Origin of the sequence: Photorhabdus sp. HUG-39 (assembly GCF_963878365.1) — a bacterium.
Taxonomy (GTDB): Bacteria; Pseudomonadota; Gammaproteobacteria; order Enterobacterales; family Enterobacteriaceae; genus Photorhabdus; species Photorhabdus kayaii.
In genome coordinates this window covers 1-23684 of record NZ_CAWNWY010000010.1, presented here as the reverse complement: position 1 = coordinate 23684, position 23684 = coordinate 1, and the positions used below count along the sequence as shown (strand labels likewise).

The window sequence follows — 23684 nt, the reverse complement described above, 5'->3', positions numbered from 1 at the left end:
TCCAGTGAACGGAGTAAATTACTTGCCCAGTTTTTTTAGCATAGCTTGGGCGACAGGTTCTGGCAGGAATGATGAGATATCGCCATCGTGGAGAGCGACATCTTTAATCAAGGATGAAGAGACAAACGAGAGATTTTGTGATGGCAGCAGAAAAACGCTCTCTAATTCCGGCATAAAGTGGCGGTTCATATTGGCAAGCTGCCATTCATACTCAAAATCAGATACTGAACGAAGGCCACGAATAAGAATATTTGCTTGTTGTTTTTTTGCAAAATTAGCCATTAATTCACAGAAACCTACCACCTCCACATTATCCAGATGTGAGATCACCTCTTTTGCCAAGGTAATGCGCTCATCCAGAGTAAACATAGGATTCTTTCTGGCACTGTTGGCGATAGCAAATAGAACATGGTCAAACATATCCGCGGCGCGGGTGACGATATCGATATGACCGTAGGTAACGGGATCAAATGTTCCGGGATAAATGGCTTTGGTTTTCATCAATTTTTACCCTTTTGTTGTCTCTTTTCCCACAATGCGGCGTACTTATTAAACGTATATTGAGCATTGACAATAGCCAACACTAACCCTTGTTTACCATCAAGAAAGCCAGCTCGCAACAGCCAGGTTTTAAAGAAAGCCCCAAAAGTGTGACTGAAAATTGAGAAATAACTGCACTGTTTACCTTGTTCATCGCGCTGTTCTGCCCAGGCTTTAGCATAATTTAGCTGTTTTCTCTGAAATTCCATCAAATCACGGCAAGTAAGATGAAGTAAATCCCCTTGCAAAATAACGACTGGAGCGCCATGAGTTTCAAGGGATTCATGCACTTGATTATCATTGTATTGATAACGATCACGGGCGTAGAGACGAATGACCCTATCTGGGTACCAGCCGCTGTGTTTCATAAAGCGGCCAAGGAACAAGTTCCGGCGGGCACAACTGTAGACTTTATTGTTATCAATATGGGCCAGAGTCTGTTCTATGGATGCTCTGAGTTCTGATGTTACGCGTTCATCAGTATCGATCATAAAAATATAATCACCAGAAGCGTATTGCTGAGCTAGCTGACGCTGACGACCAAATCCCGGCCAGTGAGTATTGGAGAATACTTTTGCACCCATTGCCTGTGCTATCTGACAGGTATCGTCTGAACTACCCGAATCGAGTACGATGATTTCATCAGCCCAACGGACTGAGGTCAGACAATCTGCTATCAGATCCGCTGAATTCTTAGCGATCATGACAACAGAAAGACGTTTTTTGTCACTCATTCAGTGGCTCCGAGGTGGGAGATAGGGTTCCAGCAGTTTAAGTAGACGTTGAAGAGCCCCCTGATTTTCATGCAGTACTTCTGCTGCGTGGCGACCATAATACAGACGATAATCTTCGTCAGTCAGTAAGCTATTGATCTCGGTGAATAAAGAGTGGCTGTCCGTAACGGTAATCAGACCATTAGCCTGATTCAGCTTGGTGCAGATATCCTTAAAGTTAAAGGTATGAGGACCCATCAGCACCGGAATAGCATGGGCTGCCGCTTCTAGCGGGTTGTGGCCGCCACGTTCAACCAGGCTGCCACCAACAAAAGCCAGATCGGCAATACCATAGAGCAGCATCAGTTCCCCCATAGTATTGCCGATAACTACCTGAATATTGGCGTCAGGGATTTTATCAGAACTGCGAAGAATATAGCTGAGTCCGGCTTTCTTTGTTAATTCTTCAGCTTTAATAAAACGTTCAGGGTGGCGTGGTACCAGGATCAGCAGCAGGCTTGGACATTGTTTCAGTAACTTGCAATGAGCATCTAGAATAATACTCTCTTCTCCATCATGGGTGCTGGTGGCTATCCAGACAGGACGGCGAGCAGCCCATTGGCGCCGTAATGTCACTGCTTTGGCTGCCAATTCAGGTGTTACTGAGATATCGAATTTCAAACTGCCAGTGATAGTCAGTTGAGAGCGCTTTAGACCCAGTTCAACAAAACGTTCACCATCTTCCGGATTCTGAGCGGCAATTAAGGTAATGCTGCGCAAAATTGTTTTTATGAAATTCCCTACTTTTTGATATCCCTCAGCGGAACGTGCAGACAAACGGGCATTAGCAATGACCAGAGGAATGTTACGTTGGTGAAGTTGGAAAATCAGATTAGGCCAAAGTTCTGTTTCCATAATAATGACTAACTTTGGATTAACTTGATTGAGAAAGCGCTCCATAGAACCGGGGAGATCGTATGGCAAATAGACGTGATTAACATCATTTCCCAGAGCAGAAAGCACTCTTTCTGAGCCCGTTGGCGTCATCGTTGTCACGGTAATCGGTAAAAAAGGATAGTGATGGCGCAAGGCTCTGACTAAAGGGATGGCGGCCAACGTTTCACCAACGGAAACGGAATGGAGCAGGATGCCTCCAGCGGTAACTTTACCGGCACAGAAACCGTAGCGTTCACCCCAGCGCTGACGGTAAGCAGGGGCTTGGCGGCTGCGGAGCAATAAACGCAACCAAATCAGAGGTTGGATAAGGTAGAGAAGTACCTGATATAAACGCAGTAACATTCTATCAAATTCACTTATATAAATTAGTGTCAATAGTATCACATTGCTTCAAAGAAAGTATGAAAATGCGTATGGCTTCTAGGATCTGAACAGAATTGGAGAGGTAAATGAGGATTTTTGCGTAAGATCGTGCTTCTATTATATGTGAAGGTAGAGTGGATTTTTTGCAGCTTCTGCACATGGTTGCGGCAGTTTTCTCTTTTATCTGTATCTTTATACTGGGAATGCAATGAGTAAATTATACACTCAATTTGACCGTATTCTAATAATAAAGTTACGACATCATGGTGATGTATTATTAATTACACCGGTTATTAATACCCTTAAGGATAATTATCCAGCGGTGGAAATTGATGTCTTACTCTACAAAGAAACTGAACCAATATTGGCTAATTTTTCTGCTGTGGATAATCTATTTTCTATAAATAGACAATGGAAGAAACAGGGAATTAAAACACATTTGGGGCATGAATGGAGATTGCTTAAACGATTAAGGCATCGTCAATACGACCTGGTTATTAATCTTACTGATCAATGGTATAGTGCATTTGTGACACGATTTACTGGCGCAAAAGTGCGTATTGGGTTTGATTTAGCAAAACGACGCAGCCTATTTTGGAAAAAATGTTTCACAAATCTTGTGCCGACAGAGCATAGTCAATTTTTGCATATTGTTGAGCAAAATTTGTCAGCTCTTTCACTGTTAAATCTTCCATTAATCAACACGACAGTGACGATGAGTTACCGCCAGCAGGATAAAGAGGCTGTTTTGATGCTTTTTGATAAGCATGGTGTAGATCAAAAATATATTGTTGTGCAACCAACATCCCGCTGGTTTTTTAAATGTTGGGATGAAAAAAAGATGAGCGAAACGATTAATGCATTACAGTCTGATGGTTGGACAATCGTTGTTACCTCCGGGCCAGATCGTAAGGAGGAAGAGATGGTAGAGAAGATTTTATCAAATTGCCCAGAAGAGAGAGTGATTTCTTTTGCCGGCCAATTAACTTTGCCTCAACTTGCAGCGCTGATTGATGGGGCCAATTTATTCATCGGGATGGATTCTGTTGCTATGCATATGGCAGCTGCGCTAAAAACACCGGGTATCGCTTTATTTGGGCCATCAAAGTTAGTATTCTGGCGTCCGTGGGAAGCGAAAGGTGAAGTTATTTGGGCTGGTGATTATGGTGATTTACCTGATCCTGATGATGTTGATACTAAAACGGATATACGTTATCTGAATGTCATTCCCAGTGAGATGGTTATTGCTGCCGCCCGGAGAAATTTATTATGAAATTAGTACGTCTTGCAATTGTTCGGCAGAAATATCGTCCGGATGGTGGTGCAGAACGTTTTGTCTCCCGTGCCTTAGAGGCTTTAGGGAATGAAAATTTGGCGCTTAACGTTATTACGCGTTCCTGGCAGGGAGACGTTAATCCTGATTGGCATGTTCATTTAGCAAATCCTCATAAATGGGGGCGCATCAGCCGTGAGAGAGGATTTGCCAAAGCTGCCAAAACAATATGGGAACAAGAGCAATTTGATCTTGTTCAAAGCCATGAACGCATTGCCGGTTGTGATATTTATCGTGCGGGTGACGGCGTTCATCAGCGCTGGCTACAGCAGCGTGCGCGTGTTTTATCTCCTTGGCGGAGCAAATTACTTTTTACGAGTCGTTACCATCGTTATGTGATGGATGCTGAGCAAAAGATGTATTCGGCACCGGAATTAAAAAGGGTTATTTGTAACTCGGAAATGGTAAAAAGGGAGGTCATGACGGATTTTGGGCTTTCTGAGGAAAAAATATCGGTTATTTATAATTCGATAGACAATAAACAATTTTTCCCGGCAACGGAATCTCAGAGAACACAATTAAGGAAAGAGCATAACCTTCCCTTGCAGGCTAAATGTTTAGTTTATGTTGGTTCGGGGTTTGAGCGAAAGGGATTAAAAGCCGCGATTCAGGCAGTGAGCGCGACTGATGCTTATTTAATCGTTGTGGGGCAGGATAAAGAAGAGAAAAAATATAAGCAGTTAGCTAATTCACTGGGATGTAATGAGCGCATCAGGTTTATGGGAGTTCAGAAAAGGACATTGCCTTTTTATCAGCTTGCAGATGGTTTGTTGCTACCGACCTTATATGATCCGTTTCCAAATGTGATACTGGAGGCAATGGCTTGCGGGCTGCCGGTAATAACCAGTACGACATGTGGTGGCGCTGAATTTATTACCTCTGGGAATAACGGGTTTGTATGTGATGCTTTGGCTGTTTCAGATATTACGGAAGCTATTCAGAATACGCCTTCGAATCATTTGAATAATAAAATGTCAGAATTAGCGAGAACAGGAATACTCTGTTATACACCGGAACATTTATCACAACAGCTCATTGAATTATACGAAAAGGTGCTCTCATCATCATGAAAGGACATATATTATTTATCATTGATGGATTACCTGGTGGCGGTGCGGAAAATGTCACTATCCGGCTTTGTGATGGTCTGCAACAGAGAGGATATGATGTTACGCTGCTCTCTTTGGCAGAGAAATGTGAATATTCAGTACCGAGTGGTATTGAACTGATCATTGATGTTGATGGATATAAAGGGCCTTTTAGAAGACAGACTGAGATTTGCCGTAGGGCTAAATCTATGGATAAGGTTTTAGAAAAAGTTTTTCTTCGCAAGGGAATCCCTACGCTGATTGTCTCAAACTTGCATAAAACTGATCGTATTGTCGTGCAATCAAAAGTGTTAGCGGGGTTAAATGTATGGTTTTGTATTCATGGCGTATTTTCAAACTCATATCTTGGTAATAAGACGGGATTATCTCGCTGGATCAAGAAACAAAAAATCAAGTGGACATATAATAACCGGAATTTAATTTGTGTATCTGATGCTGTAGGGAAAGATTTAAAGAATAATTTGTTACTTACACCTAATGAAATGGTGACGATTTATAACCCTTTCAACATCCCAGAGATTAAAGAAAAATCGCTGCAAAATAACCTATATTCGGATGAAACCTATTTATTACATGTTGGTAGATTTCACCGAGTTAAGCGGCACGATCGTTTATTAGAAGCGTTTGCGAAAGCAGATATTCCATGTAAGTTATTGATTGTTGGTCACGGAGATGAGGCTATTACTCAACAGATAAAGCAGAAGATTGTGGATTTAAACTTACAGTCTAAAGTTATTTTAACGGGGTTCCTTGAAAATCCATTACCTGTTATCCGTGGAGCTAAAGCGGTTGTTTTGAGTTCTGACAGTGAAGGATTAGGGAATGTGTTAATTGAATCGTTGATTTGTGATACTCCCATTGTTAGCACGATGTGTCCCGGCGGTGTTAATGAAATTATGGTTGGTGAGCTAGAAAAATATAAATCAGAGCTAACAACTGATTCACTGGCAGAAAAAATGAAGTTTGTCTACTATGAGCCGCCTGTAATTACTGAGGATATGTATAAGAAGTTTGATTTAGATATTATTTTGGCAAAATATCTATCTTTAATTAAGAAGTAAGAGAGGTTAGATGCGCTTTTCAAGTTTGGTTATTAGGATAAGTTAATGGATAAAAAAAGTTCCAAAAATTAAGAGAACTTAATAGAAGAAAAATCAAATTTCCGAAAGATCTAACATTTCATAGTGTTTTTTATTGATAAGACTAGATACGAAATATAGGATTTAATGAGATATAGAACTGCTATATATATGATAAGATAATTGCACTATTTTATAGATCTGCGTACTATAAAAGCCATTATTTTATTCTATTGTGGGCATATTCTGATGACTCGACCTGCATTTATTATCACTATTGATACTGAGGGTGATGACCTGTGGCAAAATCACGGTCAGATCTCGACAAAAAATACTCATTATTTACCGAGATTTCAGCATTTATGTGAACGTTTTGGTTTTAAGCCAGTTTGGTTGACGAACTATGAAATGGCAATGGATGATTTATACATTGAATTTGCTAAAGATGTTATTGCCAGAGGACAGGGGGAAATTGGTATGCATTTACATGCCTGGAATAACCCACCACTTGTTCCTCTTACCGACGATGACATGCGTTATAAACCTTATCTGATTGAATTTCCAAAAGAACAAATTAGAGCCAAAATTGATCTGATGACTAAGTTATTGGAAGACAAACTACAGATTAAAATGTTAAGCCATCGGGCAGGTCGTTGGGCATTTAATGAATATTATGCTGAATTGCTGGTGGAATATGGTTATCAAGTCGATTGTTCAGTAACACCACGGGTTAATTGGCGTTTCACCAAAGGCGATCCTAATGGCAACGGTGGAACTGATTATCGTCACTTTCCATCTTATGCCTATTTTATGGATTTGCAGAATATTGCTAAAGAAGGTGACTCTTCTTTGCTGGAAGTTCCTATGAGTATTCAATATAAACACCCTCCACTGATGAATTTCCTTAAACAGAAATATGACAGCTTACGTGGGAAACAGCGTTCTCCATCTGTTAACTGGTTAAGACCAAAAGGGGGCAATTTGGAACAAATGAAAAAAGTGGTCCAACAGACATTAGCAGAAGGCAGTGATTATATTGAATTTATGTTGCATTCATCTGAATTTATGCCTGGTGGTAGCCCGACATTTAAAAATGAAGAACAGATTGAATTACTTTATCAGGATCTGGAGGCACTCTTTAACGACTTACAGCCACAGGTTCGAGGAATGACATTGGCTGAATATTATCAATTTAAGAAATCATCATGATTAATAAAGCAGTCGCGTGAAATAGGCGTCTGCCAGAAACGCCTCAGATTTAATAATTAATCAGCCAATATTTTTTTGAAGATGAGCTAACACTTTCGATGGCGTAATATTTTTGATATTCCCATCTTCCGCTTTTAAAGATATTTGTTCTTTGCCATAGCCACCAATGAGCCCTGGATCTGTCGGACCAAACAACGTGATATTAGGGCGATCCAATGCAGCAGTGAGGTGGCTCAGGCCGGTATCAACAGAAACAACGGCTTTTGCGCAGGCCAGCTCTTGGGCAACTTGCGCCAAAGTCAGCTTTGGCAATACTTCCACATGAGAGAAGTTTTCCGCTAGTCTCAGCGCACGTTGGTATTCATGTTCTGCGCCCCAAGGGAGCTTAATTTTCATACCCGTTGGCTGAATTTCAGCAATAAGTTGTCTCCAGTGGCTTTCCGGCCAATGTTTTTCATCGCGAGTGGTGGCATGGAGAAAAACCAGATAATCGCCCTGATTTTCTAATTTCTGCTTTAAAAAGTGACGGGCAATCCCATAATTGCCCTGTGCCGCCGGTTTGGTATAACCCAGGCTGACAGCAAACAGTTCTCGAATGCGCTCTACGGCGTGCTGTTGCTTGCTGACCGCATGACAGCAATCATAAAAAAAACTTGCTAATGGCTCACGGATACTTTTGCGGTTGTAACCATGTTTAGGACCATAAGCGAGTCGGGTTACCAGAAATGCGCTTTTTAATAACCCTTGAGCATCGATGATGGCATCATATTGATGTAATTTTAATTTTTCTTTGAATAAACGACGTTCTGCACGAATTTCTGGGCTAAACCAGTTTTTACGCCAGCGGCGAATAGCAACAGGAATAATTTGATCAACCGCATTGTGCCAGCCGGGGATTTGAGCAAAACCTTCCTCTACTACCCAATCAAAACGGACATCAGGTAAGTTTCTTTCTGCATCAGTCAGTGCAGGGAGCGAGTGGAGGACATCGCCCATAGAAGAAGTTTTGACCAATAAAACCCGCATTAACTCTGGTTCTCCGCTTGTAATAATTTTTCTAGAGAAGTGATAACTCGCTCTGGCTGAATATCAATCAGACTCTGGTGATAGCCATGTGCACTGTCACCTTTTCTGACTTTATGATAGCCAGTAATAAGACGGATAACTTCCGCTTTATCGGATAATGGTGGAGTAAAATCTGGGCTACTTGGGCCGTAAAGCGCAACCAGAGGGCGATTAAGTGCTGCGGCAACATGCATCAAACCAGAATCGTTGGTCACAATGGCATCACAGGCCGCGATAATATTGACGGCCTGTTCAAGAGAAGTTTGTCCGGCAAGGTTGATACAGTGTTCACGAGCTTCTCCCGTCAGTGAGTTGCAGATGTCCTCTCCACCTTCGTGATCTTTGGCAGAGCCAAATAGCAGAATTTGATATCCCTTTTGAGTAATAAGCTGCTGAGCTAATGCGGCATAGTGATAATGCGGCCAGCGTTTTGCCGGGCCAAATTCTGCGCCGGGGCAGAAACCGATGATAGGCCGATGATCAGAAATATTGAATGCTGCGGTGGATTCAGCAATATCTTCATCACTGACATCCAGTTGAGGCCAAAGTAATGGTTGAGGCAGATCTGCCGCACGACTGGGTTTTGCATCGTAAGCCAATGCGGCATAGCGTTGCACCATTAATGGGAAGGCTTCTTTATTCAATGTACGAATATCATTAAGCAATCCATATCTCATTTCACCGCGCCAGCCAGTGCGCAGAGGAATATTGGCGAAGAAAGGCACCAAGGCAGATTTAAAAGAATTTGGTAGCACATAAGCGCGATGATATTTACGTTCACGCAGGGCGACCCCCAAACGGCGGCGTTCGCCCAATGCCAGTGCGCCATGTCCTAATGGCATAGCTAATGCTTGATTGACCTCCGGCATTTTATCCAGCAGTGGGCGGCACCAGGCGGGAGCCATCACATCAATTTCTGCATTAGGATGCAAAGCCTTTAATGTCCGGTAAAGGCTCTGCGACATCATCATGTCACCCACCCACGAGGGGCCGATCACCAATATTTTCATAGTGAGTAGATTACTTATCCTGATTGAGCCAATGCATATATTCCGTTACCCCTTCGGCAACGGTTTTGAATGGCTTATCATAACCCGCCGCGCGAAGTTTGGTCAGATCTGCTTGCGTGAAGCGCTGATAACGACCTTTCAGATGTTCAGGGAAATCAATATGTTCAACAGTGAGTGATTTATCTTTATGGCATTCAACAACCGCATCTGCAACCGCCTGGAAAGATTCAGCACGACCCGTTCCACAGTTATAAATACCGGAAACGTTGTTTTTCCAGAACCAAAGATTAACCGCAGCGGCATCACCAACATAAATAAAATCACGTTGAAAGCCTTCACTGCCGGCGAATAGTTTTGGGTTTTGTCCCTGATTGATTTGATTATTCAAATGAAAGGCAACGCTAGCCATACTCCCTTTATGCCCTTCACGTGGTCCATACACATTGAAATAACGGAAACCACAAATTTGTGAATCAGCTTGAGGCAGGATCTCCCGGACATATTGGTCGAATAGAAATTTAGAGTAACCATAAATATTGAGCGGTTTCTCATATTGACGCTCTTCGATAAAATTATCAGTACGGCCGCCATAGGTTGCTGCTGAGGAGGCGTACAGGAAAGGAGTGCCGCGTTCAAGGCAATAATGCAGCAATTCTTTGGAATATTGATAGTTATTATCCATCATATATTTGCCATCCCACTCGGTTGTGGATGAGCAAGCGCCTTCATGGAAAATAGCGTCAATATCACCGAAGTCATCACCGGCCAGAATACTGGCAATAAACTCTTCCTTGTCCATGTAATCAGCAATATCCAAGTCAGCCAGATTGATGAACTTAGTACCATCTTTTAGATTGTCTACGACCAGAATATCTTTATATCCTTCGTCATTTAGTGCTTTGACAATATTGCTACCAATAAATCCAGCACCGCCAGTGACAATAATCATCCGACTCACCTCTACAATCGGGTTAATGAAGCAAATTGTTTCTATAATAACATCTAACATCCATGACGACAGCAGCTTAAGCAGGGGAATATACTGAAATATTATGGTAATTCAGGTTGCATGACGTGACGGATACAGCAAAGTTAATATTATCTGCCTGATAGAGTCGTCAGTAGCTTGATCAATGAGTAAAATATCTCACAACCCTTCATTTATAAATCAGGAGAAAAATAAATGTCAGCATCATTTTATCAGCAAATTAACGAACAATTAGAACAAGCCCATTCTGAAGGATTGTTCAAAAATGAACGTATCATCACTTCTGCACAAAATGCTGACATTGCTGTAGCCGATGGCAGCCACGTTATTAACTTCTGCGCAAATAACTACTTAGGTTTGGCTAATCACCCTGAGCTTATTGCCGCGGCTAAAGCGGGAATGGATAGCCACGGTTTTGGTATGGCGTCTGTTCGTTTTATTTGTGGAACTCAGGATCCTCATAAAGAGCTGGAGAGAAAACTGGCAGAATTTTTGGGTATGGAAGATGCTATTCTTTATTCTTCTTGTTTTGATGCTAATGGTGGTTTATTTGAAACGCTATTTGGGCCGGAAGATGCCATTATCTCTGATGCGTTGAACCACGCTTCTATTATTGATGGTGTCCGTTTATGCAAAGCGAAGCGTTATCGCTATGCTAATAATGATATGCAGGAACTGAGAGCACAATTAGAGAAAGCGAAAGCAGATAATGCACGTCATATTGTGATTGCAACCGATGGTGTGTTCTCGATGGATGGTGTGATTGCTGATTTGAAGTCTATCTGTGATCTGGCTGATGAATTTGATGCAATGGTTATGGTGGATGACTCCCATGCTGTTGGTTTTGTTGGTGCTCATGGCCGTGGTACTCACGAATATTGTGACGTAATGGATCGCATTGACATCATTACCGGCACATTAGGTAAAGCGTTGGGTGGTGCTTCCGGTGGCTATACCGCGGCACGTAAAGAAGTTGTTGAGTGGCTGCGCCAGCGCTCACGCCCATATCTGTTCTCTAACTCACTGGCTCCGGCGATTGTCGCGGCATCCATTAAGGTGTTGGATATGCTGAAAGAGGGAGATGCATTGCGTGATCGTCTGTGGAAGAACGCTAACCTGTTCCGTGAAAAAATGACAGCCGCAGGTTTCACTTTGGCGGGGGCTGACCATGCGATTATTCCGGTTATGTTAGGTGATGCGAAATTGGCACAGGAGTTTGCCGCAGAATTACTGAAAGAAGGCATTTATGTTACTGGTTTCTTCTATCCGGTAGTCCCTAAAAATCAGGCCCGTATCCGCACGCAAATGTCAGCAGCGCATACGGAAGAGCAAATTGAACGTGCAGTTGCAGCGTTCACGCGAATTGGTAAGCAATTAAATGTAATTGCATAAGGCATCTCTATGAAAGCATTGTCAAAGTTAAAAGCAGAAGAAGGCATCTGGATGATCGATGTGCCCGAGCCAGAGCTGGGGCACAATGATGTGATGATCAAAATCCGTAAAACAGCGATTTGTGGTACGGATGTGCACATCTATAACTGGGATGACTGGTCACAAAAAACCATTCCTGTACCGATGGTTGTCGGTCATGAATATGTTGGTGAAGTTGTTGCCATTGGTCAGGAAGTAAAAGGTTTTAAAATGGGTGATCGGGTGTCTGGCGAAGGGCATATTACTTGTGGTTACTGCCGTAACTGTCGTGGTGGCCGTACTCACTTATGCCGTAATACCATTGGCGTAGGGGTAAACCGCGCTGGTTGTTTTGCTCAATATCTGGTTATTCCTGCATTTAATGCATTCAAAATCCCAGATAACATCTCTGATGAACTGGCTTCTATTTTTGACCCATTTGGCAATGCTGTTCACACCGCGCTCTCGTTTGATCTGGTTGGCGAAGATGTGTTGGTTTCTGGTGCAGGTCCAATTGGTATTATGGCGGCGGCAGTGTGTAAACATGTTGGCGCACGTCATGTTGTTATCACCGACGTTAACGAATATCGCCTTGAGTTGGCACGTAAAATGGGCGTCACCCGTGCGGTGAACGTCAGCCAGGAAAATCTGACTGATGTCATGGCGGAATTGGGCATGACGGAAGGTTTTGATGTTGGTTTGGAAATGTCCGGCGCCCCGGTGGCGTTTCGTACCTTATTAAATACCATGAATCACGGCGGCCGTGTTGCACTGTTGGGCATTCCTCCATCAGATATGGCAATTGATTGGAATCAGGTGATTTTCAAGGGCTTGTTTATTAAAGGTATTTATGGCCGTGAGATGTTTGAAACCTGGTATAAAATGGCTACATTGATTCAGTCTGGTTTGGATCTGACACCCATTATCACTCACCGGTTCTCTATTGATGATTTCCAGAAAGGCTTTGACATCATGCGTTCAGGGCAGTCTGGTAAAGTTATTCTGAACTGGGATTAACTGACCGAGTGAGTTATCACTAAAATTGACAGGCGCTTTTAGCTCTTGAGCGCCTATTTGAGGCATTAGCAATATTGCAAGCTATCATCGAATAAATAGAAATAACAAGGTGATTGGTTATTCCTTAATATGAATTTCTATTCTGTTTTATCCTGAGATTTATCACCGGTCAGTTTCTGGATATATCGGCTTACCGTGTTCACAATAGGATTATCAACCAGAGTATCGCCAATAACGGCCAGATAATCTTGGCTGGTAACTGTAGCGGGTGCCTCTTTTATTTCACACAGCTTGCCCCATTTAGGCTGATTATCACCAACAGGTTTGCCACTTAACAACCTACTTGGGCTAACTAACTCAATATCAGCGGGAAGCGTTGGCAGCATCTGCTGTAATGCACGAATGGTTGTTGAATGAGGATGACCGATAGCAATAGCGGAACCATTCTTACGGGCAATGGAAATCGCACGGTTTAACTGATGGCGAGTTTCCGCTTCTGATTGCACATCATCTAGGAAAACATTACGGCGGATAACGCGAACGGGCGTGTCTTTCGCTGCCTTTGTTACCTGAGTATTGCCAATCGTCACGCTGTCGAGAAAATAGAGGTTATAACCAGACAGTGAACGCATCACTTTCTGCATTCCCGGCAAACTCGAAGTCATAGCGCTGCCCATATGGTTATTGATCCCTACAGCATAAGGAACTTTTTGTATTGCACGCTGGATGATGCGGTCAATATCTTCACTGCTCATGGTTGGCTGGAGAGTATCCGGCTCTAGCAATTGCTTACTTAAAGGTGCCATTGGCAGGTGGATTAAGATCTCCCGCCCTTGTTTATAGGCTTTTTCGGCCATCTCCCTGCCATGCGGTGAATCCGGCAGAATGGCGATAGAGATTGCAACAGGCATCTGCAATATTTTGTTTTCGTTATGAGGACGGTAACCAAAATCATCAATAACAATTGCCAGACGGGCTGCACTGGCTTGTAGGCTCAAGAGTAGCAGGGCGGTAGTACCAATGAGTTTTGCGAGTTTGCGTTGTCTCACCTGATTATCTCCCAAGCCACGGTTGTGGGTTTACCGCTCTTCCCTGACGGCGAATTTCAAAATAGAGAGCGGGTTGCTGCTGACCGCCACTGTTACCGACCAATGCAATAGGTTGTCCGGCCCGAACTTGCTGGCCGACCCTGACTAGGGCACTCTGATTATAGCCATAGAGACTCATATCACCTTTACCATGCTCTATAACGACAACCAGCCCATAGCCTTGTAGCCAGTCAGCCAGTAAAACCCGGCCATCGGATATCGCTCTGACTTCCGTACCTTCTGTGGCTGAAATCACCATGCCTTTCCAGCGTAATTCGCCTTGCAGCGCTTCACCAAACTGATGTATCACCTTACCGTGGACAGGCCAGATTGCCTGACCAGCCGGACGACCAAGGCCACCGGTACGCGCCATCAATGCGCGTTCATCTTCAGTGGGTTTATAGCTGGAACCTTTTTGTTGTGCTTGCTTCTGTTTCGCTGCAATTTGAGCACGAACACGGGCAGCTTCTCTGGCTTCTCGTTCAGCGCGTGCTTTCGCTTCCCGTTCTGCCTTAGCGATTTTATCTCGCAGACGGGTTTCATTTTGTTTTAGTTCAGCGAGATTTTTCTGGTCTTTCTTTAAGGAAGATTCCAGTTCAGTTAGGGTTTTCTGCCGGGCATTGCGGGCCACTTCCATTTGCTGTTTCTGCTGCTGCTGTTCAGTCAGCACTTGTTTCTGCTCTTCCTGTTTCTGCTGCTCAAGTTTTTTTTGTTCAGTTAAATCAACGGCTGTTTGCTCAAGTTTAACAATGGTGTCCTGACGGGTTTGATTAAGGTAGCTATAGTAAGCGAGTATGCGCTCACCTCTCTTGCCCTCTTCTCCTCTGAACATGAGTTCAAGCCCTTGATGTTGCCCTTGACGAAATGCTGCATCCAATTGGCGTGCCAGCATATCTCGTTGCGCTTTTTGTTGTTTTTCCAGTTTTTTGATATTGGAGACTAGAGCGGCAATCTCTTTATTCAGCTTACTGAGTTGAGTTTGAGTGTTGTGGAGAGATTGACCAATTTTGGAGATGGTATTTTCCTGATCTTTCAACTGATTTAGCAAAGAACTCCGTTTTTGCTGTTGTTGTTGCACACTTTTCTCTTTCTCCGCGATGTTTTGTTGGAGATCTTTCAGCTGATTTTTATTGGCGATAATTTGATTCGCAAAGGTATTAAAGCTGAAAATAACCAACAGGAAAGCATAGAACAATAAGGCACAGATATCATTCCGCCGTGAGTTCTGATTGCGCCGATAATTACGGCTATGCATTTCCTTGTTGTCAGCCATTTCTGTAAATATACCTTGCTACTGTACGCACTAGATTATTTCATGATGAACAAAGAGTTACCAGATGCTACGCTGATTTTTTACACTTTAGATAATGCTGTCTTAACATCGAAATCGAATATACCCGTTATCTTTCAAGTTGCCTCTTTGTTGGCTGCACTCGCTCACCCCGGTCACATAGTTATCTATACCCGTCATCTTTCAAGTTGCTTCTTTGTTGGCTGCACTCACTCACCCCGGTCACATAGTTTTCTATGCTCCCGGGGATTCGCTCCCTTGCCGCCGCGATGCATCTTGAAATCCATAGGGTATATGCTCCCGGGGATTCGCTCCCTTGCCGCCGCGATCCATCTTGAAATCCATAGGGTATAAATATAGACATATTAGCCTATTTATCGTTGAAATTCCCGCACACATTTAGTGTGACAGAACATATGCAGGTAATGTACTTAAGGTGCTTCATTTTCAGGATATTTTTATTTTTTCTCGAAACTCTCCGCAAAATTTGCATTGAGCTTATGCTATTTGGCTGTAATTGACGCAACACAAAGGTATACTCTGGAACCTTAGATATTTGTTATTAACCAACGGGAGTTGTTGCCCCCATGCTGCAAGAAATCATGCAATTTATTAACCAGCATATGACCTTAAGCCTCATCTGGATTGCGCTGCTGGTTGCCGTTATTGTGACGACAACGAGAGGTTTCTTCTCTAAAACCAAAGAGATAACTCGTGCTCAAGCTATTAATCTGATCAATAAAGAAGAAGCCATCGTCGTGGATTTACGTTCCCGTGAAGATTTCCGCAAAGGGCATATTATTGGTGCAGTAAACCTGACTCCCTCTGAAATTAAAGACAACAATTTTGCTGAGTTGGAAAAACATAAAAAGCAGCCTGTAATTGTTGTTTCTGCGAATGGCGCTGAATCTCGTACTCCGGCAGAGAATCTTATTCGTGCTGGTTTTGAACGCGTATGTTCCTTGAAAGAAGGTTTGGTTGGTTGGACAGGCGAAAACTTGCCATTGGCACGTGGTAAAAAGTAATCATTTTGGGCGTGAATGGCGACATTCACATGAAAAATTTAATAAGGACATCTAAAGGTAACAATTATTATGTCAGAACAAAGCAATACAGAAATGGCTTTCCAGATCCAACGTATCTACACCAAAGATATCTCTTTTGAAGCACCGAACGCACCGCAAGTGTTTCAGCAGGAATGGCAGCCGGAAGTAAAACTGGATCTGGATACCGCTTCCAGTGAGTTGGCTCAAGGGGTTTATGAAGTTGTTCTGCGTGTGACTGTGACCGCAGCTTTGGGAGAAGAGACGGCATTCCTGTGTGAAGTACAGCAAGGGGGTATTTTCTCTATTGACGGTATTGAAGGAACTCAGTTAGCTCACTGCTTGGGGGCATATTGTCCGAATATCCTGTTCCCATATGCTCGTGAGTGCATCACTAGCTTGGTCAGCCGTGGTACCTTCCCACAGCTGAATCTGGCTCCAGTAAACTTTGACGCCCTATTCATGAACTACCTGCAACAGCAGGCAGAACAGTCTCAGGGTGGTGAACAAACTGAACAGGAAGCTTAATGAATAGTACTGTTTCTATGACAGTGATTGGTGCCGGCTCATACGGCACCTCATTAGCCATTACGCTGGCTCGTAATGGTCATAATGTTGTACTTTGGGGGCATAATCCAGAGCATGTTGGGGCATTGCAACGGGTGCGTTGTAATCAAAAATTTCTGCCGGATGTTTCCTTTCCTGATAGTTTATTGCTTGAAACGGACCTAATAAAAGCACTAACAGCGAGTCGCGATATTCTTGTTGTGGTACCTAGCCATGTGTTTGGTGAAGTGTTAAAGCAGATAAAACCACATTTACGGCCTGATTCACGTATCGTCTGGGCAACTAAAGGCTTGGAAGCGGATACCGGTCGGTTATTGCAGGATGTGGCCCGTGAGATATTAGGCAATGAAATACCGCTAGCGGTGCTCTCTGGGCCAACATTTGCTAAAGAGTTAGCGGCTGGTTTGCCTACTGCGATTGCTATTTCCGCGACGGAATCTGCTTTTGGCGATGAGCTTCAGCAATTATTCCACTGTGGCAAAAGCTTCCGGGTTTATAAAAATCCTGATTTTATTGGTGTTCAACTCGGTGGTGCTGTAAAAAACGTGATTGCCATTGGTGCGGGAATATCTGATGGTATGGGTTTTGGTGCTAATGCTCGTACTGCCTTGATTACGCGTGGATTGGCGGAAATGAGTCGCCTTGGGGCGGCGCTTGGTGCTGATCCTTCGACCTTTATGGGCATGGCGGGATTGGGCGATTTGGTCTTAACTTGTACTGATAACCAATCACGTAACCGTCGTTTTGGCATGATGTTGGGGCAGGGAATTAGCGTCGAAGAAGCCCAGGATCAGATTGGACAGGTTGTTGAAGGTTATCGCAATACCAAAGAAGTACGTGCATTGGCTAATCGTGCCAATGTAGAAATGCCGATTGCAGAACAAATCTATCAGATACTCTATTGCAATAAAAATGTGCAAGAAGCTGCTCAGGCATTATTAGGAAGAGCCAGAAAGGACGAGAGCGATAATGTACGCTCTTAAATAAAAATCTAATGAGATAGGTTCTAAATGTGAGAGTAAAAAATATGTCGCTAGAAGAATTGGACGAAGTTTGGAAGAACATAAAAACAGAAGCGAGAGCACTGGCTGAATGTGAACCGATGTTGGCCAGTTTTTTTCATGCAACATTACTCAAGCATGAAAATCTTGGTAGTGCTTTAAGTTACATGCTGGCGAATAAGCTGGCTACGCCGATTATGCCGGCTATTGCTGTTAGAGAGATCGTAGAAGAGGCTTATGGCTCGGATCAAAAAATGATTGTCTCTGCTGCCCGCGACATCATAGCGGTACGTCTACGCGATCCCGCCGTAGATAAATACTCAACACCTCTGCTGTACCTCAAAGGGTTTCATGCTCTCCAAGCCTATCGTATTGCCCATTGGATCTGGGGAGAAGACCGTAAAGCATTGGCTATTTATCTGCAAAACCAAATCTCGATGTCTTTTGGCGTTGATATTCACCCGGCAGCAAAGATTGGTTGTGGCATTATGCTTGACCACGCCACTGGCATTGTGATTGGCGAAACGGCGGTAGTGGAAAACGACGTTTCTATCCTGCAATCCGTCACCCTTGGTGGTACGGGTAAAACCGGGGGTGATCGTCATCCGAAAGTCAGGGAAGGGGTGATGATTGGCGCAGGTTCGAAAATATTGGGTAATATTGAAATTGGTCGTGGGGCTAAAATTGGCGCAGGTTCAGTTGTCCTTCGCTCTGTTCCACCGCACACAACAGCCGCTGGAGTGCCTGCCCGTATTGTCGGTAAACCTGAAAGCGAAAAGCCATCATTGGATATGAACCAGCATTTTAATGGTATCAACCATGGCTTTGAGTATGGGGATGGGATTTAATTTATCGAAATCTGGATAATTAGTGAACGCTATCATATTTTCACATGCTGAATGTGGAAATATGATCTGGCATGCTTAACGTGTGAAATCTTCTATACCCTATGGATTTCAAGATGCATCGCGGCGGCAAGGGAGCGAATCCCCGGGAGCATAGATAACTATGTGACTGGGGTGAGTGAGTGCAGCCAACAAGGAGGCAACTTGAAAGATGACGGGTATATAAATTATTTTTTTGCTACACCTATTATAATATAGTGCCAATGCTTAGGAATGACTTTATTTAGAACTTTATTATCTAACACCCCTAAAAATTTTCTTTGAAATTCATTCCTACCAAGCGTAGCAAGGAAGCCTAATGTTGTATAATTAACATTTGAAAATACTGACAGATAATCTGTCATTTCATTGACGGTAACATAGCCCCAAGTATTTCCCCAATTAACATAATTTTTCCTGAGAAATTTATGCAATGGTGATGCAACCAGATTTTCTGCAAACCAAAGTTCACCTCCTTCTTTTAATGAATGAAAGATTTGATTAATAGCCTCTTTTTGTGCTGTTTTATTGAAATTATAACCGACAGCACCTAATACTGATTTAAACATAACAATATCAAAATGGTTCTTATATTTAATATCCGATGCACTCAATTTTTCATATTGAATGTTATCTTCTATATTATAACGCTTATGTTTCTCCAGTGTCTTTGGTGTAGGGCCATTTAGATCGGTACATAGGACATTTGCACCATTTAATGCAGCCCACAACGATAGCCCACCATTTTCACTGCCTATTTCTAGAATATTAGCTGATTTTAATTCTAAGCTAGAATTATCTTGCCAATATTTTAATGCATGGCTCCAATTATATATGTCCCATTCTATGACATCTTGGAGAAATTCTTTTGAAATTTTTGCTTTCATAGTGTAACCAATATATATCAATGAAAATGAGTTGATTTAATGCTAACTTTGTTAAATTATTATGATCTAAATAGTTTTATCAAATAGTAGATCATTTGAGGGAATCAACCCCGATTAAGTTATCTGAATCAATTTTCAAAGAGAAAAAATCCCCCAATAGGGTTATTCTATACTAATCATAGCACCTATGCCCCGTAATAAACGATGATTTAGCGCAAAAACTTGTTCAGAAAAACCCAGGATAAAAGCTACGTCTAATATCTTCCTATTTTCCTCTACCCATGCTTTTTTATTTTACGTACCACACTTCATCCGAGAACATGACAAAAATGGGTGCTTGGCTCATCGTGAATCTGGTGTAGAGTAGAAAACTATTCTTCACCAGACCCACATAAAGAAGAAAAAATTGCCGCGATACGATAAATAAATAACACGTTGGGCTATTGTAAGGAAGTTTAGCGATATTAGTCACGCTTATTAAATGACACACTAATTTTTTATGATAGCGTCCTGATAATCTAATTGTCGCCAGGCTTCGAAAACGACAACAGCGACTGAATTGGAAAGATTCATACTGCGGCTGTTTGCCAGCATTGGGATACGGATTTTTTGTTGTGGCGGCATATTATCCAGTACGTAAGGCGGTAGCCCTCTGGTTTCCGGCCCGAACATTAAATAATCTCCTGCTTGATAACTTACCGCACTATGTGCCGGAGTTCCTTTTGTTGTGAGAGCAAACAAACGGGCAGAAGACTCTCCTGTTAATCCTTCATTCTCTAAAAAAGCATAATAATCATGATGTTGTTTAACATTGGCAAACTCATGATAATCCAGCCCGGCTCGACGTAGCCTTTTATCATCCCAGGTAAAACCCAAGGGTTGAATCAAATGCAATTGGAAACCGGTATTGGCACAAAGGCGAATAATATTACCGGTATTAGGTGGGATTTCAGGTTCAAATAAGACGATGTTTAGCATATACCCCCCAGAAACAAGGGGCACAGATTAGCAGAAATCGGGAGGGGATGCAGGAGGATCTTCATCGATATTCTTATTTATCTGTTGGAAGATCTTTTCCTGTAGAGGTACTCGATTGTATTGTCAGTAAAATTAAAAGTGAAAAAACATCACTGGATATAATCTAACAGACTAAATTCTTTAGAGATTATCTGGATTATTTTTTTGCCACACCGATGATAATATAGTGCCAATGTTTAGGAACGACTTTATTTAGAACTTTATTATCTAACATCCCTAAAAAATTTCTTTGAGATTCATTCCTGCCAAACGTAGCAAGGAAGCCTAATGTTGTATAATTAACATTTGAAAATGCTGATAGATACTCAGTCATTTCGTTGACAGTAACATAGCCCCAAGCATTCCCCCAATTAACATAATTTCTTCTGAGAAATTTATGCAATGGCGACGCAACCAAATTTTCTGCAAACCAAAATTCACCTCCCTCTTTTAATGAATGGAAAATCTGATTAATCGCCTTTTTTTGTGCTGATTTATTTGAATTATACCCAATACCACCTAATACTGATTTAAACATAACGATATCAAAATGGTTTCTATATTTAATATCTAATGCACTTAATTTACCATATCGGATTCTATTTTCTATATTATAACGCTTATGTTTCTCCTGTGCTTTTGAAGTAGGGCCATTTAAATCCGTACATAAAACATTACCTCCATTTAATGCTGCCCACAGTGATAATCCACCATTTCGGCTTCCTAGTTCTAGAATATTAGCTGACTTTAATTCTAGGTTAGAATGGTCCTGCCAATATTTTAAGGCATGACCCCAATTACATATATCCCATTCTATTACATCATTGAGAAGTTCTGTTGAGTTTTCTGTTTTCATAAAATGACCAATAGGTTAATTATTATGATCTAGTGATAGATTATTTTTTAATGACGGTATTCTAGCAAAAGATTACGGGAGGGTTTGTTTAGCAAGAATTTTAGGTAGATAGGCTGTATTCATCGTTGTTTTCGTGTCGGTTCTGCCTTAAATATTTTGTGTTATTCAGTACATTCATCGCAATATGTTTTATCCGAGATAGCAATTTCCCTGAGTTACCGCACTGAATTGGGAGCGCCTGACGGTTTTTCCATCTGTGGTACCCCCTAAGCTTTTCATCAGTTCACGGAAAATATTTATCCATTCAATGAAACATTTTTGAGACTGTTTGACGCTGATACAGCTAACTACATGGACTATGGAGTTATGAGTTAGAATATCCTGTTCAAATTCACTATATTTCACTATCCTTGATGCTCAACATCAAAATCTTCAATTTTTCCCCAGTCTTTGGCACCAGCAATTACGGCACTGATTGTTAACGGCAGAATATCTGTCAGCTTATAATTGTTTGCTGTTCTGACTAGGATTGTGAGTAACCGAGTGGTTGCTAAGTCAATCGTAAAAAGGCTTTTAGTATTCTTTCTCTGAACGAAAACCATGAGGATTATTTTTCTGCCAATTCCAACTATCACGCATCATAGCGTCAATATTGCGTGTCGCTTGCCAGCCAAGGATATTGAGAGCTTTGGACGGATCAGACCAACACTCAGCAATATCTCCAGGGCGTCTATTTGTGATTTTATGTGGAATCTCTTTACCTGCTGCCTTTTCAAAAGCATGAAGTAAATCAAATACAGAATAACCAGCGCCTGTTCCTAAATTGAAAACTTCATAAGATTGTTGTTTATCCAGATAATCAATGGCGGCAATATGGCCTTCAGCCAAATCCATTACGTGAATATAATCACGAACACCGGTACCGTCTTTGGTTGGATAATCGTTGCCATAAACTGATAAACATTCCAGACGACCAATAGCAACTTGAGTGATATAAGGCAACAGATTATTGGGAATACCGTTAGGGTCTTCACCAATTATACCTGATGGGTGTGCACCAACAGGATTGAAATATCTCAGGCTGGTGATTTTGAAATTTGGCTCGGCTGCGGCAAAATCTTTTAGAATTTGCTCAACCATCAGTTTTGATGTGCCATAAGGGTTAGTGGTGCCGCCTACTTTGGCATTTTCAGTAAGCGGTACAAATTCAGGATCACCATAAACCGTTGCGGATGAACTGAAAATCAATTGATACACATCGTTGGCACGCATAGCCTGCAACAGAACTAGGGTGCCAGTAACATTGTTCTGATAATATTCAAGGGGTTTTCTGGTAGATTCACCAACGGCTTTTAATCCAGCAAAATGAATTACAGATTCTATTTTGTTTTCTTGGAAGATTTGATGCAGTAAATCTAAATCAAGGATATCACCTTGATAAAACTTCACTGATTTACCAGTGAGTTTTTCAACTCTATGAAGAGATTCTGGTGATGAATTGCAAAGGTTATCGATAACAACAACATCAGTTCCTCTTTCCAGAAGCGCTAATACTGTGTGTGAACCGATATAGCCGGCTCCGCCGGTGATTAAGATTGACATAAGTAGGATAAAAGATTAGGAGTAAATTATTTAATGTAAATTTTTATGTACCTGTTTATAGCACTTTCTATGTTAAAAATCTTCATTTGTAAACTTTTTCTTTTCTGCTCTCATATTTTTCTTTATTTCAGGGTTTAGTATTAAATATTCAACAGATTTTTTTAATACTAATGAGTTTTTACAGGTATAAGAGCGTTGGTGCATGGATAGGTGGTGGTTAGAAAACCCCCTTTCCCCAACGGGTCAGGCGGCTTTCTCCACCTTACGGACGGAATGTGGTTGTACAGCCGATTGAGTACGGTCACTCCGATGGCCGCTTCCGCTTTTGTGTCGCAAGACTCCGCACACGCTGGCGCGAGTCAGTCAACGTCTTGTAACACGCTATTATGGTCTCGATCAGCGCCCGCTTGCCATACCAGCAGCGCTTGGTCCCGGATACACCCGTCATTCCGCACCGTATTTCTGATTTAAAAATAATGTGATCTTACACAGGTTTTTTGTATTGATGACATCGGTGGGGTTGACGGCAATCGCCAATTTTGATCTATTACTTTTATTTGCCGGAAAGCGAATATGTCCACACCCATACCTGCCATTAAACGTCTCGATCATCTTGGCCTTATCGCCGCTTTTTGTCATGAAGCCGGTTTACCCC

The 23684-nt window shown here is 42.1% G+C and carries 25 protein-coding genes; 12 read left to right on the top strand and 13 right to left on the bottom strand.

Translation table 11 applies throughout. The annotated features are described in order from the left end of the window. Window positions 1-18 precede the first annotated feature (18 nt). From coaD to waaA, 3 genes are read right to left on the bottom strand one after another with little or no spacing between them, the layout of a single operon-like run. Entirely contained in the window at window positions 19-501 is a 483-nt protein-coding gene (gene coaD, locus AAC155_RS08640) for a pantetheine-phosphate adenylyltransferase (protein WP_113041812.1), read from the bottom strand. Further along, window positions 501-1274: a glycosyltransferase family 2 protein gene (locus AAC155_RS08635; protein WP_113041811.1), complete on the bottom strand. Its 774-nt coding sequence runs from the start codon at window positions 1272-1274 to the stop codon at window positions 501-503. The genes coaD and AAC155_RS08635 overlap by 1 nt, the downstream gene beginning before the upstream one ends. Beyond that, window positions 1275-2552: a lipid IV(A) 3-deoxy-D-manno-octulosonic acid transferase gene (gene waaA, locus AAC155_RS08630; protein WP_113041810.1), complete on the bottom strand. Its 1278-nt coding sequence runs from the start codon at window positions 2550-2552 to the stop codon at window positions 1275-1277. It abuts the gene before it with no gap. 229 nt (window positions 2553-2781) lie between these two features. On the opposite strand from waaA, the gene rfaQ reads away from it, so the two are divergent. The 4 genes from rfaQ (at window position 2782) to AAC155_RS08610 (ending at window position 7303) form a co-directional block, all read left to right on the top strand. After that, window positions 2782-3846 (top strand): putative lipopolysaccharide heptosyltransferase III, encoded by a 1065-nt coding sequence (gene rfaQ / locus AAC155_RS08625; RefSeq protein ID WP_113041809.1) that lies wholly within the window; start codon window positions 2782-2784, stop codon window positions 3844-3846. After that, a complete protein-coding gene (locus tag AAC155_RS08620) occupies window positions 3843-4976 on the top strand; it encodes a glycosyltransferase family 4 protein (protein WP_113041808.1) in 1134 nt (377 codons plus the stop codon). The genes rfaQ and AAC155_RS08620 overlap by 4 nt, the downstream gene beginning before the upstream one ends. Then, a complete protein-coding gene (locus AAC155_RS08615; RefSeq protein ID WP_113041807.1) occupies window positions 4973-6076 on the top strand; it encodes a glycosyltransferase in 1104 nt (367 codons plus the stop codon). Before AAC155_RS08620 ends, AAC155_RS08615 begins: the two co-directional genes overlap by 4 nt. Window positions 6077-6343: 267 nt before the next feature. Next, window positions 6344-7303 (top strand): polysaccharide deacetylase family protein, encoded by a 960-nt coding sequence (locus tag AAC155_RS08610; protein WP_113041806.1) that lies wholly within the window; start codon window positions 6344-6346, stop codon window positions 7301-7303. Between the two features lie 60 nt (window positions 7304-7363). Here AAC155_RS08610 and rfaC read toward each other — a convergent pair whose 3' ends face one another. The 3 genes from rfaC to rfaD are packed head-to-tail and all read right to left on the bottom strand — an operon-like array spanning window position 7364 to window position 10327. Beyond that, a complete protein-coding gene (gene rfaC / locus AAC155_RS08605; protein WP_113041805.1) occupies window positions 7364-8329 on the bottom strand; it encodes a lipopolysaccharide heptosyltransferase RfaC in 966 nt (321 codons plus the stop codon). Then, window positions 8329-9378, bottom strand: a complete 1050-nt coding sequence (gene rfaF, locus AAC155_RS08600; protein WP_113041804.1) for an ADP-heptose--LPS heptosyltransferase RfaF — start codon at window positions 9376-9378, stop codon at window positions 8329-8331. The genes rfaC and rfaF overlap by 1 nt, the downstream gene beginning before the upstream one ends. A gap of 10 nt (window positions 9379-9388) precedes the next feature. Further along, the gene (rfaD, locus tag AAC155_RS08595; RefSeq protein ID WP_058588931.1) at window positions 9389-10327 is read right to left on the bottom strand and encodes an ADP-glyceromanno-heptose 6-epimerase; all 939 of its coding nucleotides are present in this window, start codon (window positions 10325-10327) and stop codon (window positions 9389-9391) included. 234 nt (window positions 10328-10561) lie between these two features. Between rfaD and kbl the strand changes: the two genes are divergently transcribed. Further along, window positions 10562-11758, top strand: coding sequence for a glycine C-acetyltransferase (kbl, locus tag AAC155_RS08590; protein ID WP_113041803.1), 1197 nt, complete (start codon window positions 10562-10564; stop codon window positions 11756-11758). A 9-nt stretch (window positions 11759-11767) separates the two neighbouring features. Then, window positions 11768-12793 (top strand): L-threonine 3-dehydrogenase, encoded by a 1026-nt coding sequence (tdh, locus tag AAC155_RS08585; protein ID WP_113041802.1) that lies wholly within the window; start codon window positions 11768-11770, stop codon window positions 12791-12793. Between the two features lie 137 nt (window positions 12794-12930). Here the strand turns inward: tdh and AAC155_RS08580 are convergent, their stop codons facing one another. From AAC155_RS08580 to AAC155_RS08570, 3 genes are all read right to left on the bottom strand, one after another. Next, window positions 12931-13842, bottom strand: coding sequence for a divergent polysaccharide deacetylase family protein (locus AAC155_RS08580; protein WP_228900821.1), 912 nt, complete (start codon window positions 13840-13842; stop codon window positions 12931-12933). A 4-nt stretch (window positions 13843-13846) separates the two neighbouring features. Further along, window positions 13847-15154: a murein hydrolase activator EnvC gene (gene envC, locus AAC155_RS08575; RefSeq protein ID WP_113041800.1), complete on the bottom strand. Its 1308-nt coding sequence runs from the start codon at window positions 15152-15154 to the stop codon at window positions 13847-13849. Window positions 15155-15335: 181 nt separating this feature from the next. Then, complete coding sequence (locus AAC155_RS08570) at window positions 15336-15536, bottom strand: hypothetical protein (protein ID WP_158536524.1); 201 nt, start codon at window positions 15534-15536, stop codon at window positions 15336-15338. A gap of 223 nt (window positions 15537-15759) precedes the next feature. On the opposite strand from AAC155_RS08570, the gene AAC155_RS08565 reads away from it, so the two are divergent. The 5 genes from AAC155_RS08565 to AAC155_RS08545 all read left to right on the top strand — a co-directional run bounded on the left by AAC155_RS08565 (window position 15760) and on the right by AAC155_RS08545 (window position 18886). Further along, window positions 15760-16197, top strand: a complete 438-nt coding sequence (locus tag AAC155_RS08565) for a rhodanese-like domain-containing protein (protein ID WP_113041798.1) — start codon at window positions 15760-15762, stop codon at window positions 16195-16197. 69 nt (window positions 16198-16266) lie between these two features. Beyond that, window positions 16267-16743: a protein-export chaperone SecB gene (gene secB / locus AAC155_RS08560; RefSeq protein ID WP_011148898.1), complete on the top strand. Its 477-nt coding sequence runs from the start codon at window positions 16267-16269 to the stop codon at window positions 16741-16743. Further along, window positions 16743-17765 carry an NAD(P)H-dependent glycerol-3-phosphate dehydrogenase gene (gene gpsA, locus AAC155_RS08555; RefSeq protein WP_113041797.1) on the top strand — a complete coding sequence of 341 codons (1023 nt, stop codon included), beginning with the start codon at window positions 16743-16745 and terminating at the stop codon, window positions 17763-17765. Before secB ends, gpsA begins: the two co-directional genes overlap by 1 nt. A 44-nt stretch (window positions 17766-17809) precedes the next feature. Further along, window positions 17810-18631, top strand: a complete 822-nt coding sequence (gene cysE, locus AAC155_RS08550) for a serine O-acetyltransferase (protein WP_011148896.1) — start codon at window positions 17810-17812, stop codon at window positions 18629-18631. Window positions 18632-18682: 51 nt separating this feature from the next. Next, a complete protein-coding gene (locus AAC155_RS08545; protein WP_146748073.1) occupies window positions 18683-18886 on the top strand; it encodes a hypothetical protein in 204 nt (67 codons plus the stop codon). Here the strand turns inward: AAC155_RS08545 and AAC155_RS08540 are convergent. The 4 genes from AAC155_RS08540 to galE form a co-directional block, all read right to left on the bottom strand. Further along, entirely contained in the window at window positions 18856-19554 is a 699-nt protein-coding gene (locus AAC155_RS08540; protein ID WP_113041796.1) for a class I SAM-dependent methyltransferase, read from the bottom strand. The genes AAC155_RS08545 and AAC155_RS08540 overlap by 31 nt on opposite strands. Before the next feature lie 489 nt (window positions 19555-20043). Next, window positions 20044-20532, bottom strand: coding sequence for a tRNA (uridine(34)/cytosine(34)/5-carboxymethylaminomethyluridine(34)-2'-O)-methyltransferase TrmL (gene trmL, locus AAC155_RS08535; RefSeq protein ID WP_113041795.1), 489 nt, complete (start codon window positions 20530-20532; stop codon window positions 20044-20046). A gap of 196 nt (window positions 20533-20728) precedes the next feature. Next, window positions 20729-21427 (bottom strand): class I SAM-dependent methyltransferase, encoded by a 699-nt coding sequence (locus tag AAC155_RS08530; protein ID WP_113041794.1) that lies wholly within the window; start codon window positions 21425-21427, stop codon window positions 20729-20731. A gap of 573 nt (window positions 21428-22000) precedes the next feature. Beyond that, complete coding sequence (gene galE, locus AAC155_RS08525) at window positions 22001-23029, bottom strand: UDP-glucose 4-epimerase GalE (protein WP_113041791.1); 1029 nt, start codon at window positions 23027-23029, stop codon at window positions 22001-22003. Window positions 23030-23602: 573 nt separating this feature from the next. Between galE and AAC155_RS08520 the strand changes: the two genes are divergently transcribed. After that, on the top strand, window positions 23603-23684 hold an 82-nt coding region (locus AAC155_RS08520; RefSeq protein WP_223121420.1), incomplete at its 3' end, for a DUF4277 domain-containing protein.